Raw genomic sequence first — 14769 nt, 5'->3', positions numbered from 1 at the left:
CGCGAGCCTGACAAACCGAAGAACGTCCGACCGAGGAATCTGTCGTGGCCCTTGTCTCGCAGTTTTGGATGAATGGTCCTCTCATCCGGACGCGCAGTCCTCCACTGGCATTTAGTTTAAGCGTATCTGATCGACAACAACAGGCCGCCCGGATGCAAAGTAACGCACGACAACCATCTGGGAAGTCTCGCCCAGCAGAACACATCACGAATGAGTGAGATGATAATGAGCGCCATACTGACTGAAAAAACACCAGCCGAGCCACGGTGGGCCGGGTTTCTCACCAAGATGCAGGAAACCCTCTCTGCTCTCCTCACGCGGCGCCTTCGCAGAGCGGAAGCGGAACTCGTCGCTCTCCACGACCGTGTGCTCGAAAATATTGGCCTTGATCGCAGCGAGATCGGATCCGCGCTGATGAACGACACACAGGCGCGCACAAACGGCGTGTGGCTGAAGCGTGGACACGACGTAAGCGGCGATTAGCCGGTTCACCGACGAAACAACGGAATCCACGACCGGCGCGCCACCCCGTCGCGCGCCGGAGGGATACGGCCTTGCCGATGGAAGGGCCGGGCAATGTCACGTCCTCAATTTTGAGGCCACTCACCTACTCACAACACAGGAGACAAAGACAATGACCACGACTACGAGCATCTCGCCCCTCGCGAAGGTCGACAATGGCGTTAATGTGACTGCACTGCTCGGAGCACGCGAGTCCTTGGAGCAGGTGCCGGAGGCGGCGCAGTTCAAGTGGCGTGCAAGCTGCGAGTGGTTGAACGGCACGCACAGCCGCTCCGCTATCGGCAACTTCTTCGGGCTCGGAGCTGAGCAGTCCCGCAATAAAACGTTCACGGTCGAGGCTGACCACCCCCAGGTCTTTGCGGCCGAGGACAACGCTCCTACCCCGGTTGAACTCGTCCTCTCCGGTCTTGCGAGCTGCCTGACGGCGGGCGTTGCCGCGGTCGCCCAGCGGCGCGGCATACAGCTCCATTCCGTCAAGGCTTCGCTTGAGGCGGACATGGACATTCAGGGCATCCTCGGCATGGACGACGAGGTGCGCAATGGCTTCGGTGCCATCCGCGTTCATTTCGAGATTCGCGCCGATGCGAGCGAGGACGACATCAAGGCGGTAGTCGCTCAATCGCAGAAGCGGTCGGCCGTATTCGACATCATCACCAACCCGACGAACGTCTTCGTCACCGTCAACTGACGGCGGCGGCTGGATCAAGGAGCGAGTGTCGTGAGGTTCGCGACCACCATCATCATCGGCGCCGGCCAATCCGGATTGGCCATGAGCAGGCATTTGACCGCCCGCTCGATCGACCACGTGGTCCTCGAGCGCGGCGAGGTGGCTAACTCATGGCGGACGGAGCGGTGGGACTCGCTTCGCCTTCTGACGCCGAATTGGCAAAGCCGTCTGCCGGGCTACGCCTACACCGGCGATGATCCAGACGGCTTCATGACGATGCCGGAAGTCGTCCGCTTCCTGCAGCGGTATGCCGCGCTTTCGCCCGCTCCAATCGTGACTGGAGCGCGCGTGACACGCGTGAGGCAGGAGGATGGAGGTTACCAGCTCTCGACCAGCCAGGGTCCGTGGCGCTGCCGCAAGCTTGTGATAGCGAGTGGAGCTTGCAACCTTGCCTCGATTCCATCGCTCAGTGCCGGTCTGCCTGGCAAGGTGGCCAGCCTCACGCCGCTGCAATACAGGAATCCCAGTCTCCTGCCGGATGGCGGCGTGATGATTGTCGGCGCCTCGGCGAGCGGCATTCAGCTCGCTCGGGAGATCCACGCAGCCGGCCGTCGCGTCGTGCTTTCGGTCGGAGAGCACGTCCGGCTGCCGCGGACCTACCGTGGACGCGATATCCAGTGGTGGATGGACGCCATCGGCGCCATGGATGTTCGATACGACTCCATGGTCGAGGACATCGAAAGAGCGCGACGGCTGCCGTCGCTCCAGCTCATCGGAACGCCGGAACGCGTGACAGTCGACCTCAACAGCTTGTGCAAGGCTGGCGTCGAGCTCGTGGGTCGCCTTGTCGGCCTTTGTGACGGCAAGGCGCAGTTTTCGGGATCGCTCGCCAACCACTGCGCGCTGGCCGATCTCAAGATGAACCGGCTTCTCGCCAGCATCGATGATTGGGTAAACGCGAACGGGCTTACGCGGCAGTTTCCCGCACCTCATCGTTTTGAGCCGACGGATGTCGGATCGGAAACCAGGCTCAGCCTGGACCTGATCGACGCCGGTATTGGTTCTGTGATTTGGGCGACGGGATATCGCCCCGACTACTCCTGGCTGGACGTCCCCGTGCTCGATCGCAAGGGACGCATCCGTCACGATGGCGGGATTGTTGCCGCACCGGGAATGTACGTCATGGGCCTGCAATTCATGCGCCGGCGCAAATCGTCATTCATTGACGGAGCGGGCGACGACGCTGCAGATCTCGCCGCTCATCTGAGCCAGAACCTCAATCGCGCTGCTGCCTGAGAGCAAAACGCCATGATTGGCCTCCACAGTCTCGACTCACATTATGACGCAGTAGTCGTCGGCGCACGCTGTGCGGGCGCTGCCACGGCATTCCTCTTAGCGCGGTCGGGAGCAAAAGTCCTGATGGTCGACCGGCAGCCCTATGGCTCCGATACGATGTCGACGCACGCCCTGATGCGTTCCGCGGTTATGCAGCTCACGCGCTGGGGATTGACTCCGGATATTGTAGCGGCGGGAACGCCTGCGATTCGATCGACCACGTTTCACTATGGCGACGAGGCCGTTCGAGTGGACATCAAGCCGGATCACGGCGTCGATTTTCTGTTGGCGCCACGACGCACCGTGCTCGATCCGTTGCTGGTTGACGCGGCCTGGCATGCAGGCGCAGCCGTTCGCCACGGGGTTGCTCTTTCCGAGTTGCAATTTGCATCGAACGGCCGGGTTATTGGCGCCTCCTTGAGAGACGGCAGCGGTGCGTGCAGGACCGTCCGCTCGGATATCGTCATCGGTGCGGACGGCCGCCAATCGACCGTCGCGCAGTTCGTCAATTCAAGAGTCATCGTCGAAGGCTTCAACGCCTCTGGCGTCGTATTTGGCTACTTTGCAGACTTGGACCGGGATGGTCTGCACTGGCATTTCGCAAGAAACGCCGCGGCAGGAGTGATTCCAACGAACGCTGGTCACTGCGTCTTCGCAGCCGTTCCGGCTTCGCAATTTGTCGCGACATTTCGCGGCGACGTGACGCGGGGCTTTCTCCAGGTGCTGACATCGAGCTTTCCCGAACTGCGCGCCGACATTGGGAGGGCCACGTTGATCGGCCGCCTACGCAGCTTTGCAGGAGCAACGAGCTACCTTCGACAATGCCATGGCGCAGGGTGGGCTCTCGTTGGTGATGCCGGCTATTTCAAGGACCCCCTGACCGCACACGGGATCACGGACGCCCTTCGCGATGCGCAATTGCTGTCACGCGGAATCGCCGATGGCAGCTTCCGCGGGCTCGAAGCCTACCAGCGCCAGCGCGACGAACTGTCCTTGCCGCTCATTCGCGCCACCGACGCGATCGCCTCGTTCATGTGGGACCTCGACGAGGTCAAGCAGCTTCATGCTGATCTGAGTGCAGCCATGAAAGCCGAGGCCAATCACATCGCGAACTTGTCCCAAGAGCCGTCCCTCGCAGCATAGGAGCACGAAAATGTCGATCGACTCACCCTGGACTCGAACGTTGGCCGGCCGACCCGTGCCAGGTCGCCGCGCGGAAAGGAGCCGCACGACCACAATGCGCGATGTCGAAATGTTCACCGAGATGACAGGCGACAAGAACCCCATCCATTACGACGTCGAGCTGGCGACCAATTCGCCCTTCGGCGGGCTTATCGTACAGGGCGGGGTCACGACCGGTCTCATGAACGCCGTCGTTGCGGAGGATCTCCCGGGACCAGGCACGGTGTTTCTCGAAACCAACTGGCGCTTCATCAAGGCCGTCCAGGTCGGAGAGACGATTACCGCAAGCGTCAAGGTCGAGCACGTCCGGGATGACAAGCCGATCTGCAAGCTGGAGACCGTTGTACGCAACGCAAGCGGGGAAAGCTGCGTCGTCGGAACCGCGACGACTTACACGATGCCGCTGTTGCAGCGTGCGGCCGGCCAGGCGAAGCGCGCCATGGCAAAGTGACGGGTTGTCGTGCGGACCTGCGCGTGCCGAATGGCGGCACGAGACGGGCTGCGACCGGTCCGGTTCAACTTTCGAAATGGCGCTCTCGCGTAGCTGGAAAGTCCAATGACCAGGCGAATGACGAATGAAGCAGCACAACATCAAGATCAGGACAATTGCCTTGACCGGCTTGGCGATGGCTGCATTGGCGGCAAATTCGGTGCTTTGCAGACTCGGCCTGTCCCAGGCTGCGATTGATCCGGTTACTTTTACCCTTCTACGAATTGCGTCGGGCACTTGCGTACTGTGCCTTATTTTGTCGCTTCGCCGGAAGCCTGAGCAGCCCGGGGGATCGTGGCGTGCAGCTGTAGCACTATTCGCTTATGCGGCCACGTTCTCCTTTGCATACGTGTCCCTTCCAGCCGGAACTGGATCGCTTCTCTTGTTTGGCGCCGTCCAGACAACAATGGTCGGCTATGGGCTCGTCCGCGGTGAACGCTTATCCGCCTTGCAATGGTCCGGACTAACAATTGCCGTCGCAGGACTGGCGTTGCTCGTTGCTCCCGGTGCATCGGCGCCGTCCGTGACGGGCGCGTGTCTCATGCTGACGGCCGGCATTGCATGGGGCGCTTACTCCTTGCTCGGCCGTAGCATTGCGGATCCCCTCAGCGCGACGGCCGGCAATTTCGCGCGTTCGCTGCCAATCGCAATTTGTCTTTTTTTGTGCGCTTTGTTGTTCGGCACTAACCTCACCGCTAGCGGGCTCGCCTATGCAATTCTTTCTGGCGCAGTTGCATCCGGGCTCGGCTATACGATCTGGTACGCTACTCTCCCCGGGCTGACGCCTGCGCAAGGCGCCTCAGTGCAACTGAGTGTTCCGGTCATTACGGCGTTAGGAGGTGCCGTTGTGCTTGAAGAAGCAATTTCTCTTCGCCTCTCCGTATCGTCGCTTGCGATACTCGGCGGAATTGCACTGGTCATGGGTAGTCGACAGCGATCGCTATCCCGGATCAGTTGAATGGTTATCGATCAAATCGGCCTTATGAACGCAAAGCCAGCTGAATTACCGGCTTGCAGCCGACGAAATTCGAATTGATCGTTCGCCAATCCCAATCCGCAAACGCGCTGTGATGTACCGGCTCGGCCTGTCGGAGACGGTGCTGGTCTTTCCCGAACACCATGAATTTCTTCGAGATGTGCCGCTTAATGAGGTCGTCGGGCGATTGCGGCGCGCTGCCCCGGAAAAGAAGCTGGTGATCGAGGTGACCAACTCGGAAACGGCGGTTGCGGCCGCCGTCGCGGGCTTCGACGTGGTTCAGGCCGAGAAGTTTGCGCCAGCCCAGATCGTTTCGCTTGTGGCGCAGTTGAAGACGCTGGCACGTGCAGTCGCGGCGGCCGATGGTTGCGGCTGCTGGAAGTGTCAACGCCGGAAATGTCGCGGCCTATGCCCGGGCGGGGACGGACATCACGGTGACGTCGTCGCCGTATCTGGCCAGGCCTTGCGATGTTCAGGACCAGATCGCGCCGGCAGGCGTCGGTGCGCAATTGGTTTCGGAAGCAACGTAGGTGCGCCCCGCAAGTCAGGCTAAGGCACCGCTCAAGCAAGCTGTATGGGTTGGAGTGCACAGTGCGAGCGAAGTGCCGCTCACATGAACGGCACTTCCCGCCATCCAAAGATGTCACAGAAGCCCTTCCATGCGGCCTTGTCACAATAACCCTGGCACTCGGGGCGGCTTGATCACCATCGAATTGAAACGCACCCCACAGGCTTGAAAGGCACCTTACCGATTGCTGAGATCGGATAAGTTATTGAAATTGCGCCAAATGCGACCGCCCTCCGAGCGCACCACAAATCCACGTTTAGCGTTGAAATCACTGCACTTTTTTGCAGAAATTGCCTGGCTACGTTACCGCTCCGTTCCCGCCTGGCATTCTACCGCCGTTCGCCTCCCGCAGTCGCAGAAATCATCGAGTGACAGCGGCTGATCGAACGCGACGATCTTGTCCATCCGAGGTTCTGTCGATTCGCTTGCGCGATGTCATGCGGGGGCAGCTTCAGCAACAACGCCTTGCGAGCTAAGAGCACCAATCGGCAGCTCGGATATGTGTATAACGCTCGTGCCGCATTGAAGCTAAACCGCCGAACGTGTCGTGTGATGTGCCATCCAAGACAGGGATCACAGACTAAGCACTTTGGATAGCCAATAGTTTTCGGCTAAGAAGTCAGGTCTTATTGACTTGGGCAGGAATTTCAAAACGGTCTCTCGCAAAACTGTTCTGGCCAGAGGCGCGATCTCATGAAGGGCCATCTCTTTCCCGTCGATCTTTTCTTTGCCTCTCGGTTCGCCGCCATGAGCGATTTTGCTCCGAAGATCATATAAGTCACGCGCTCGATAGAATGCGCTTTTCCGCTCGCTAGCGGGGAAAAGTGAGGCATAGTTCAGAGAAAAGCGAAATCGCGTTTCTCCCCGCTGCCTTTCACCGACTTCGACTAGCAAGATGCTTTCAAGGCCTATGATAGAGTCCACGATACTGTCGCGGGGTTTAGTCCGCCGACCAGAATCGACAAGACGCTGACAAGCCATTTCCAACGTTGGATGAATCTCTTCAAACAGCTTTGCGTAAGCCTCGAGCTGAGGCGCTTCATCTGCGGTCAGCTCGTAGTGACCAACGGGGACATGGTCGCCACCCCAGTAGTGCTGACCACCAAGTCCAAAGCCAAAGGCGAGCTCAGCGAGCGTGATATGCACGCCATCGTATCCTACAGCACCTCCCTCTTTGAAAGACGATAGCGCGAGGATACCCCGATCAAGCGCCTCCTGTGTTTGCTTCCAGAACGGTTCCTGAACTGGTGTGAAGGGAGTCCAGAAAACCTCTGGCACCTCAAGCTCGTGCACAAACACAAAATCCGGAAAAGCGAACATGCGTCCGCTAGATTGAAAAATCGGGTTGCCGCCATAGAAGCGTGTAACTTCCTCGTCGGTAATTGGTCGCATGATAACGCCGCCGCCGAACGCAACAGTTGGCACCTCTGTCGATCCGTGCACGTTTAGGACAGGGGCTAGCAGTCGGACACGCACGGTTGGACGATCGAAGAAGCTGGCTGTCTCATCCAGCAAGTTGTCCATTTGCTCGGTGCTGAGATTCCACCCACCGAACCGCTTTAAGCTCTCGTGTGCGAGGGCCCCGAGAATCATGCGCGGCTGGAATTTGCCACCGCCAGCGCCAGGCAATCCGACCAGCTTCGTCATGTATTCGGGATAATCCGCCCTCAGAAGCGGTGAGAATTCATTCGAGAGCTGCTCGATGAGTTTCTCATGTGGTGTGATGAGGCTATACGTGCCGGGCCTTTCAACGAAGGAGCCCTGCCACCCCCCGGTTTGATTGCGCTGATAGACCCAGTGTCCTTCTTGCGGAACGGGTGTTTGTTGAAGCTCTGCGAACAGTGCGCCGAGGGCCTTTCGGATCGCCTCACGAATTGGTTGCTTCATGGCTTCACTCTACGCCATGCATTCTAACAACTCCACGGAATCGCAAATCGAATTTCGTGCACTCCTTGCCGATGGTGTTCATGGGCTTCCAATCATCCGGCTCGGACCCACGCTGCACGCAATCGAGGCGTGGGGGTTCGAGTCCCTCCGAGCGCACCACCTCGATAAATCAGCCTGGTTTTGTTGGGTTTTTGGCTCTGCGGCCCCCAACCTGTCATTGGGGCGAAATGGATTTTTCCATTTCGGTCCTCGATCGCTTGCCATGAAGCCCGCGACTCCGGCACCGATTACGGCTGCTTGTTCGAGGAACGAGGTGAGAGCGGTACTCGAAAGATCCTCAATCGCGCAAGCTCAGGAAAGCTGTCCGCGGCGCTGGCAGAGACTAACCCGACGACCGCGGCCGGAACGTCTTTGTTGACCAGCCGATTGATCGCAGTGGTTTGACCTTTGTTCAGTTGGACTTCGGGCGCGCCCGCCGCCGCCATCGCAGTCCTGACGCGGCTGATCGATGACTCGGAATATCTATCGTCGATCGCAATTGTCTTACCGGCCAGGTCGGAGACCGACTTGACGTCGGGAGCCGCCACGAGAACGGCCACGAGCGCGTCCAGCGACGCATCCAGCGTCGGGACCGACATTCGTTCCGCGACCGCGGAGGCGGCCGCCACCTGCTCCTGTGTCGTTCGGGTCTGCGGAACGTCGGCCGTTGAACTGGGACCGGTAACGCTGGCGAGAGCGGCTTCGGAAGCGCGCGCAGCTTCGGAGGCAACGGCATTGCCCGTCGTCTGCTGGTTCGGTTGCGGAGAAGGAAGCGGTATGGGAATGGCAGGTGCGGCTTTCGCTGCGACCTTGATCGGCTTGGGTATTCGACGGACGGCGTGGTGTGCGTGAGATCGGGGTGGCCTGTCGCCGCGCCAGGCGACGAGGGACACTGGTTCCGCTGCGGCGGAATCGCTGGCATGTGATTCAGGTTCAATCGGCACATGAACCGCAGTCAGGCAGGCGAGCGGGTTCAGGCCAACGCATGATGGCTGTGCCGATTGTTGGCTACTGCAACCGACCAGGGTCGTAGCCAGCGCGCAAATAAGAAGCGTCCTCAATCGATCCTCCTAAAGAGAGGTTGAGTGCGGCCCGCAATTCTTGCGGCTTGAAGGATGTTGCGCTGGATCGTCAATCAATGATGCAAAACTGTTAAATGCGCCTTAACCGTAGGCCACGCGCTGCCTGATGCGCCGGCATGGTTAATGCGTTGGCCGGTGCGGCTTCGAGTGAATGGAAGCGCCTCGGCGCCATCCCACGGCGCCTGCATTCACACATCCGCCTTCTCGTTGCTTCCTTCGCTGCAGGATTCCGCCACGAATCGGTCGCTATGCTTGCGTGCTGGGGGTTGTTCATCGAGTGATGGAGAATGGCCTATGGCGAGTATCGAACGACTTCACAGAACTGCGCCGCTGGATTTAGCCAAGCTGGAAGAAGATGTCGTAGGGGGTCTTCCCGCGATCAGGGCGGCGCCATCGGGGCCGATGCCGGACTACGTCGAGCATGAAGAGGGCGTGACCCGCGTCGGCGCGCTCACGGCCGAGGCCGTGGTGCGCGACTATGAAGCCGCCGCCAGGGAAATCGAAGCGATGGGAGCAGAGCTGATCAGCGCGGCGAAAAAATGCGAGGCGATGACCGCCGAAGTGCATAATGCCATTGCCTTCATGCGCGATACCGCAGCCTCGTATCGTGAGGAAGCCAAGAAGATCTTCAAGCGCATCGAAGAATGCGCGATCTTTACCGAGCACGTTCGGAAGACCTGCGAGACCGTCAAACTCAAGATGATCGAAGGCAAAGTGTAGCCGCCGTGAGATATCCGGAGCGTCGGTCAGGTCTGTTTTTCGAATAGCGTGTGTGAATTGCGGTACACGCTGGTGCCGCGAATCAGCTTAGTTTGTAGTCTTCTCCCTAGACTCGCACCCGCCGCAAATGGCGGGTCCTCTTTGCGGTATCCGACAGTCAGAATAGCTTCACAGCCGCGCTGTGGCAGCCGCAGCGGCTGATCAGGCAGGTCTGCTCCCGTTTGTAACAGCTTCGTATAATTGGGTGATCCGACGTCCTCCGGGCGCACCACGATGTTGCAGTTTGGGCCTGACACAATCGGTATTCGCGTGTCCGCAATGCCACGGCGCGCGAATCGTTTGGCGCGGCATGCGGGCTGATGTCCCTATAGCCGTACCGTTCGCGTAAACTGAACGCGCCGGCCGGCTGCCGATTCCGGCCGGCTCCGCCGCGTTCGGCGCTTCCAGGAAGTTCGACGCTACCAAGACCACCCGGAGCATCTTCATGCTGTTTCTGAGCTACGCCTATCGATTCCTCTCCAACTTCGTGTTCCTGGCCCTGGTCTATTTCGCGCTGAATTTCCTCGAAAAGTACCAGCACCGCGTGGTGGTCGCGATTCTCGTGCTGGTCTATGCCGGCATGCATGCGGCATCCGCGCTGCGGTCGTTTCACTTCTTCCAGCGCATCGAACGGCTGGAGCTGGAGGCACGCCGCCTGGTGGCGGCGCTGGGCGAGGGGCCGAATTCGACGTCGACGCGCAAGCAGGTTATCACCGAGGTCGGCGCGCTGCGCCATGCCGGCGAGATCAAGGCCTATATCGACCTGCTGTTCCTCGCCATCGTCATCCTGCTCTGCATCGCCAAGATCGTGACGAACTGAGCCTTTGTGCCGATCGCGGAGAGGCCTTGGGATCAGGAAAAGCCATCAAAACAAATAATTAGGCGGCGGTCCTGATCCATTCGATCAGAACCGGCCGATCAGCGCTTCTTCAGACCGGCGACCCGAACCGATCGCCCATTCCGTTTGGCTTGCGCCGCAGGCTGGGGGGCGACGGTCCCGCCAGCGCTTTGCGGCGCCTGCGCAGTCTGTCCGGCGGCCGCGCCGGCGGCTGGGCCGCCGCCTCGCGGCCGTGGCGGCGAGATTTGCCGGCAAGCTTTGCGGAGGAGACTTCCGTTGAACGCGCCTGCGCAGTCGTTGCCGTCCGGCGCGCGGACGCAGCCAGCAGGGTCATGCGCGCTGATTCCGGGATTTTGAAAAGGCTCGCCGCCGGAACCGGCAGCGCGGCCACCGCGCCGGCTGGCGGCAACGTCGTTTGCCGCGGCCACCGCGCCGCCGGTGGCAGGGGAACGCCGCGTCCACGCCGCGCGGTGCGGACGCCAAGATCGGTCGTGCGCCAATCGAGATCGGACAACGCCGGGACGGGGAGTGCCGCAGGGCCGGCAGAAGCGAATTTCGGGACCTTCGGCCAGCGCGAAACCGCCACCATCTCCGACGGCGGATGCAACTGCCATTGCTGTGGCTCGGTCGGCGTTGCCGGCCGATCAGGCGTCGCCGGCACGACATGGACGATGCGATAGCCGCGCGTCTTCAGTTCGCGCAGGATCCTCGGCAGTGCCGCAACCGTGCGCGGCTGAATGTCGTGCAGCAGCAGGATGCCTTTTCCCTTGGCCTCCAGCCGCTGGATCGCGAGCTCATAGACGCGCGCGGCGGACACGTTGCGCCAGTCGTCGGCGGGAAAATCGGCGCTCCAGACCTGAAGTCCTTTGGAGGCGGCAAATGCCTCGATACCGTCGTTGGTGCGCAGGCCGGGAATGCGGAGGAACGGCGCGGGCGCGGTGCCGTCGCCCAGCGCCGCAGTCACCGACGCGATACCCTGCTCGATCTCCAGCCTGGAGCGGTCGAGCGGCAGGCGATCCATGCCGACCGGATGGTTCTGGCTGTGGGTGGCCACCGTGTGGCCGGCATCGCGCACCTTGCGCACGCCTTCCGGATTGGCGTTGGCCTGGCGTCCGACCAGGAAGAAGGTTGCCTTGGCGCAATGCGCGGCGAGAATGTCGAGGATCTCGTTGCTGTATTTCGGCAGCGGACCGTCATCAAAGGTCAGCACCACCTCATGGTCTTCGAGCGGCAGCGTCTTGCCATATTGCATGGTGCCGATGATGGGATGGGCGCGCGGGTCGACCACGATGGTGCGCGACGTTCCGATGGCGTCGGGATGGCCTGGGCAATCGGCGGCCAACGCAGTCTGCGCAGTGACAGAGGTCAGCAGGCCCACGCACAAGACGGTCCAAGGCCGCCGCCGAAGCCCCCCAAATACGCTAGCGATCATAGAACCCCGGCTTCATTCCAAGAGCACGCAACGGCTTACATCTGGCGCCATGAATGCCGCCTTAATCATCTGAATTCTACACCTAATTTGGCTTTGGCGCCTGATCCGGGCAGGAGAACGGCGCCAATCAAACAGATCGTGATCTAATGTGCCTTGTCGGACACGGTTTTGGCACCTGCCGGCACCAAATGGACCACGCGGTATCGGTTGTCGCGGAGGTAGCGCAGGAAGGCCGGCAGCATGGCAGCGGTCTGCGCCTTGGGATCGTGCAACAGGATGATGCCCTTGCGCGCAATTTGCAGCCGCTCGGTGAGCAGTTTCAACTGCTGTGCCGGCGTCATCGGATTCCAGTCGCTGGCCCAGAGGTCGGCGCCGAACACAGCGATGCCGCGCTTCTGCAAGGCTTCCAGCGTCGCGGGCGTCATTTCAAAAAAAGGAAAGCGAAAGAACGGCGTGCTCGGGGTCGTGGTGGCCTTTCCGTGCAGCGCCGTTTCGACCGCCGCGATGCCCTTGTCGATCTCGCCGACGGCCGCCTCCGGCTTCATGTATTTCAGATTGCGGTGGGTCCAGGTGTGATGCGCGATGGTATGGCCCTGCGCCGCTATTCTCCGCACCAGTTCGGGATGTTCGGAGGCCGGCTTTCCGATCAGGAAGAAGGTGGCGCGCACGCATTCATGCGCCAGCGCCGCCAGTATCTTCTGGTTCGTCGCCGGCCACGGTCCGTCGTCGAAGGTCAGCACCACCTCGTGGTCATCAAGCGGAAGCGTCTGTGGAAAGCTTTTGCGGCCGACGCGCGGGGTGGCAGCGGCGTCCACCGCGAGAACGCGTGAGGTGCCGAGCGCGTCCTTGCGGCTGCATTCGGCGGCCGGCGCCGCCGCAACGAAGGTCATCCATGCCGCGACCGCCGAGCACAGCGCCGCGCTGAAATTTCGGGTCATTTGGCCTTGGTGATATTTGGCATTGCGCATGGCGCAGCCGATTGGGTAATGCGTGCAGCTATAGCTCAGACGAGTTCTCTCATTCTGTCAAACCGGCGAGGCGCGGCATGGCCGAGAATATCGACGTTGCCCAAGCCGCCGAAGCTCTGTCCGCCCAGGGTTCGGTACTCGACCATCTTTTGATGCGGGATGAAGAGGGGCAGCTCCGCCACGAATTTGTCGAAGAGATCACGCGCGCCATCCACGCCGCCGACCGGCCGCTGTTGTGCGAAGTGGTCGCGGAACTTCACGAGGCCGATCTCGGCGATTTGATCGCAGCCCTCGAAGCCGAGGACCGCGTCACGCTGGTTGAACTGACCGGCACCGATTTCGATTTCTCCGCGCTGAACGAGGTCGACGATTCCGTCCGCGAGGAAATCCTCGAGGAACTCGAACCGGAGACGGTCGCGGAGGGCGTGCGCGAACTGGAATCCGACGACGCCGTCGAATTGCTCCAGGGCCTCGATGAGGAGGACCAGGAAGAGATCCTCGAAAAGCTGCCGCCGGCCGAGCGCGAGCCGCTGGAGCGCAGCCTGCTCTATCCGGAGAATTCCGCCGGCCGGCGGATGCAATCCGAGTTCATCGCGGTGCCGCCGGACTGGACCGTAGGTCAGGCGATCGACTACATGCGCGACACCCCCGATCTGCCGGACCGGTTTTACGAGATCTACGCGGTGGATTCCGAAAAGCACTGGCAGGGCGCCGTCTCGCTGGACACGCTACTGCGGGCGCGCCGGCCGGTGCCGATCGCCGACCTGATCGAAGAAGACCGCCGCCGCGTCTCGGTGCTGGACGACCAGGAAGAGGTCGCGCGGATGTTCGGCAAGTACAATCTGGTCGCGGCCCCTGTCGTCGACACCACCAACCGGCTGGTCGGCGTCATCACCATCGACGACGTCGTCGACGTCATCGAGGAAGAGGCCGACGAGGACCTGAAGGCACTCGGCGGCGTCACCAGCGACGAAGAACTGTCCGACAATGTCTGGACCATCGCGCGCGCCCGCTTTAACTGGCTCCTGGTCAATCTGGCGACCGCGTTTCTGGCGTCCTCCGTGCTCGGCCTGTTCGAGGGCCAACTCGAACAGATGGTGGCGCTCGCGGTGCTGGCGCCGATCGTGGCGAGCCAGGGCGGCAACGCCGCGACCCAGACCATGACGGTGGCGGTGCGGGCGCTGGCCACCCGCGAACTCGGTTCCAACAACGCTTTCCGCGTCGTCATGCGCGAGGCGATGGTCGGCCTCGTCAACGGGCTCGCCTTTGCGGTGATCACGGGCGTCGCCGCGGTGGCGTGGTTCAAGATCCCGGGGCTGGGCGTCGTGATCGGCCTTGCCATCATCTGCAACCTAGTGGCCGGCGCGCTCGGCGGCATCCTGATCCCGATGGTGCTGGACCGGGTGCGCGCCGATCCGGCGGTGGCGTCGGGAACCTTCGTCACGACAATCACCGACGTGGTCGGCTTTTTCTCGTTTCTCGGCATCGCCACGCTGTGGTTCGGGCTGAAATAGCTGCGCCTTTGCTGCCCCTTTTATCGTTAATCGGGCCTTAACGTGCTTGGCCGATGATGTTGGCTCACGGGGTCAACATGCAGCGTTTGCGGCTGAAAGCGGACGGACGGATCGTCGAACTGCGGGACGGGCAGGAGTTCCCGCTCGCGCCGACGATGCCCGGGCTCGCGCTTGCGACGCCTTCAGCTTCGCCCGTCATGCCTGACGCCACGCCGGACGAAGCCGGCACGCTGCCGGCGGTGCGTGACCTGCGCCGTCGCGCCTGCCTAACGCAGATCGAATTCGCGGCACGGCTCGGCGTGCCCGTCGAAACCATCCGGAACTGGGAGCAGGGCAAGCGTGTCCCCCGAGGGCCGGCGCGGGCGCTGCTCGCCGTGATCGCCCATTCGCCGGAAACCGTTTTCGCAGCGCTTGCCACGGAATCGTCGCCCGCCTAAAGCGGGATGGGGTTAGGTTGAATCGATTTGGGATTCCCAAATCAGCGGGCTTCTGATTCACCATGCTGGCTGG

The 14769-nt window shown here is 61.4% G+C and carries 14 protein-coding genes and 1 pseudogene; 11 read left to right on the top strand and 4 right to left on the bottom strand.

The window, feature by feature from the left end:
* Positions 1-225: 225 nt before the first annotated feature.
* The 7 genes and pseudogenes from JQ624_RS33415 to JQ624_RS33385 form a co-directional block, all read left to right on the top strand.
* Positions 226-483, top strand: a complete 258-nt coding sequence (locus tag JQ624_RS33415; RefSeq protein ID WP_212423152.1) for a hypothetical protein — start codon at positions 226-228, stop codon at positions 481-483.
* 151 nt (positions 484-634) lie between these two features.
* Positions 635-1210: an OsmC family protein gene (locus tag JQ624_RS33410; protein ID WP_212423151.1), complete on the top strand. Its 576-nt coding sequence runs from the start codon at positions 635-637 to the stop codon at positions 1208-1210.
* 30 nt (positions 1211-1240) lie between these two features.
* Positions 1241-2485 carry an NAD(P)-binding domain-containing protein gene (locus tag JQ624_RS33405; protein ID WP_212423150.1) on the top strand — a complete coding sequence of 415 codons (1245 nt, stop codon included), beginning with the start codon at positions 1241-1243 and terminating at the stop codon, positions 2483-2485.
* Positions 2486-2497: 12 nt separating this feature from the next.
* A complete protein-coding gene (locus tag JQ624_RS33400; protein ID WP_212423149.1) occupies positions 2498-3667 on the top strand; it encodes an NAD(P)/FAD-dependent oxidoreductase in 1170 nt (389 codons plus the stop codon).
* 10 nt (positions 3668-3677) lie between these two features.
* Positions 3678-4157 carry a MaoC family dehydratase gene (locus JQ624_RS33395; RefSeq protein ID WP_212423148.1) on the top strand — a complete coding sequence of 160 codons (480 nt, stop codon included), beginning with the start codon at positions 3678-3680 and terminating at the stop codon, positions 4155-4157.
* 124 nt (positions 4158-4281) lie between these two features.
* Positions 4282-5154, top strand: coding sequence for a DMT family transporter (locus JQ624_RS33390; protein WP_212423147.1), 873 nt, complete (start codon positions 4282-4284; stop codon positions 5152-5154).
* 106 nt (positions 5155-5260) lie between these two features.
* Positions 5261-5702 (top strand): annotated as a pseudogene (locus JQ624_RS33385) (ModD protein); the annotation flags it as partial.
* A 611-nt stretch (positions 5703-6313) separates the two neighbouring features.
* Here the strand turns inward: JQ624_RS33385 and JQ624_RS33380 are convergent.
* On the bottom strand, positions 6314-7627 hold the full coding sequence (locus JQ624_RS33380) for a HEPN domain-containing protein (RefSeq protein ID WP_212423146.1): 1314 nt from the start codon (positions 7625-7627) through the stop codon (positions 6314-6316).
* A gap of 287 nt (positions 7628-7914) precedes the next feature.
* The gene (locus JQ624_RS38905) at positions 7915-8727 is read right to left on the bottom strand and encodes a hypothetical protein (RefSeq protein ID WP_249130261.1); all 813 of its coding nucleotides are present in this window, start codon (positions 8725-8727) and stop codon (positions 7915-7917) included.
* A 315-nt stretch (positions 8728-9042) separates the two neighbouring features.
* Here JQ624_RS38905 and JQ624_RS33370 point away from each other — a divergent pair, with 315 nt between their 5' ends.
* Positions 9043-9468: a hypothetical protein gene (locus JQ624_RS33370; RefSeq protein ID WP_212423145.1), complete on the top strand. Its 426-nt coding sequence runs from the start codon at positions 9043-9045 to the stop codon at positions 9466-9468.
* A gap of 484 nt (positions 9469-9952) precedes the next feature.
* Positions 9953-10327 carry a hypothetical protein gene (locus JQ624_RS33365; protein WP_212423144.1) on the top strand — a complete coding sequence of 125 codons (375 nt, stop codon included), beginning with the start codon at positions 9953-9955 and terminating at the stop codon, positions 10325-10327.
* Between the two features lie 109 nt (positions 10328-10436).
* On the opposite strand, the gene JQ624_RS33360 is transcribed toward JQ624_RS33365, so the two are convergent.
* Both JQ624_RS33360 and JQ624_RS33355 read right to left on the bottom strand, forming a co-directional pair.
* On the bottom strand, positions 10437-11687 hold the full coding sequence (locus JQ624_RS33360; protein WP_249130260.1) for a polysaccharide deacetylase family protein: 1251 nt from the start codon (positions 11685-11687) through the stop codon (positions 10437-10439).
* Between the two features lie 233 nt (positions 11688-11920).
* Positions 11921-12667: a polysaccharide deacetylase family protein gene (locus JQ624_RS33355; RefSeq protein WP_249130270.1), complete on the bottom strand. Its 747-nt coding sequence runs from the start codon at positions 12665-12667 to the stop codon at positions 11921-11923.
* 155 nt (positions 12668-12822) lie between these two features.
* Between JQ624_RS33355 and mgtE the strand changes: the two genes are divergently transcribed.
* Positions 12823-14259, top strand: coding sequence for a magnesium transporter (mgtE, locus tag JQ624_RS33350; protein WP_212423141.1), 1437 nt, complete (start codon positions 12823-12825; stop codon positions 14257-14259).
* 77 nt (positions 14260-14336) lie between these two features.
* Entirely contained in the window at positions 14337-14696 is a 360-nt protein-coding gene (locus tag JQ624_RS33345; protein WP_212423140.1) for a DNA-binding transcriptional regulator, read from the top strand.
* Positions 14697-14769 lie beyond the last annotated feature (73 nt).

Source organism: Bradyrhizobium sp. AUGA SZCCT0283, assembly GCF_018130385.1.
In the GTDB taxonomy this organism is placed as follows: domain Bacteria; phylum Pseudomonadota; class Alphaproteobacteria; order Rhizobiales; family Xanthobacteraceae; genus Bradyrhizobium.
This window is presented reverse-complemented; position numbering and strand designations above follow the sequence as displayed.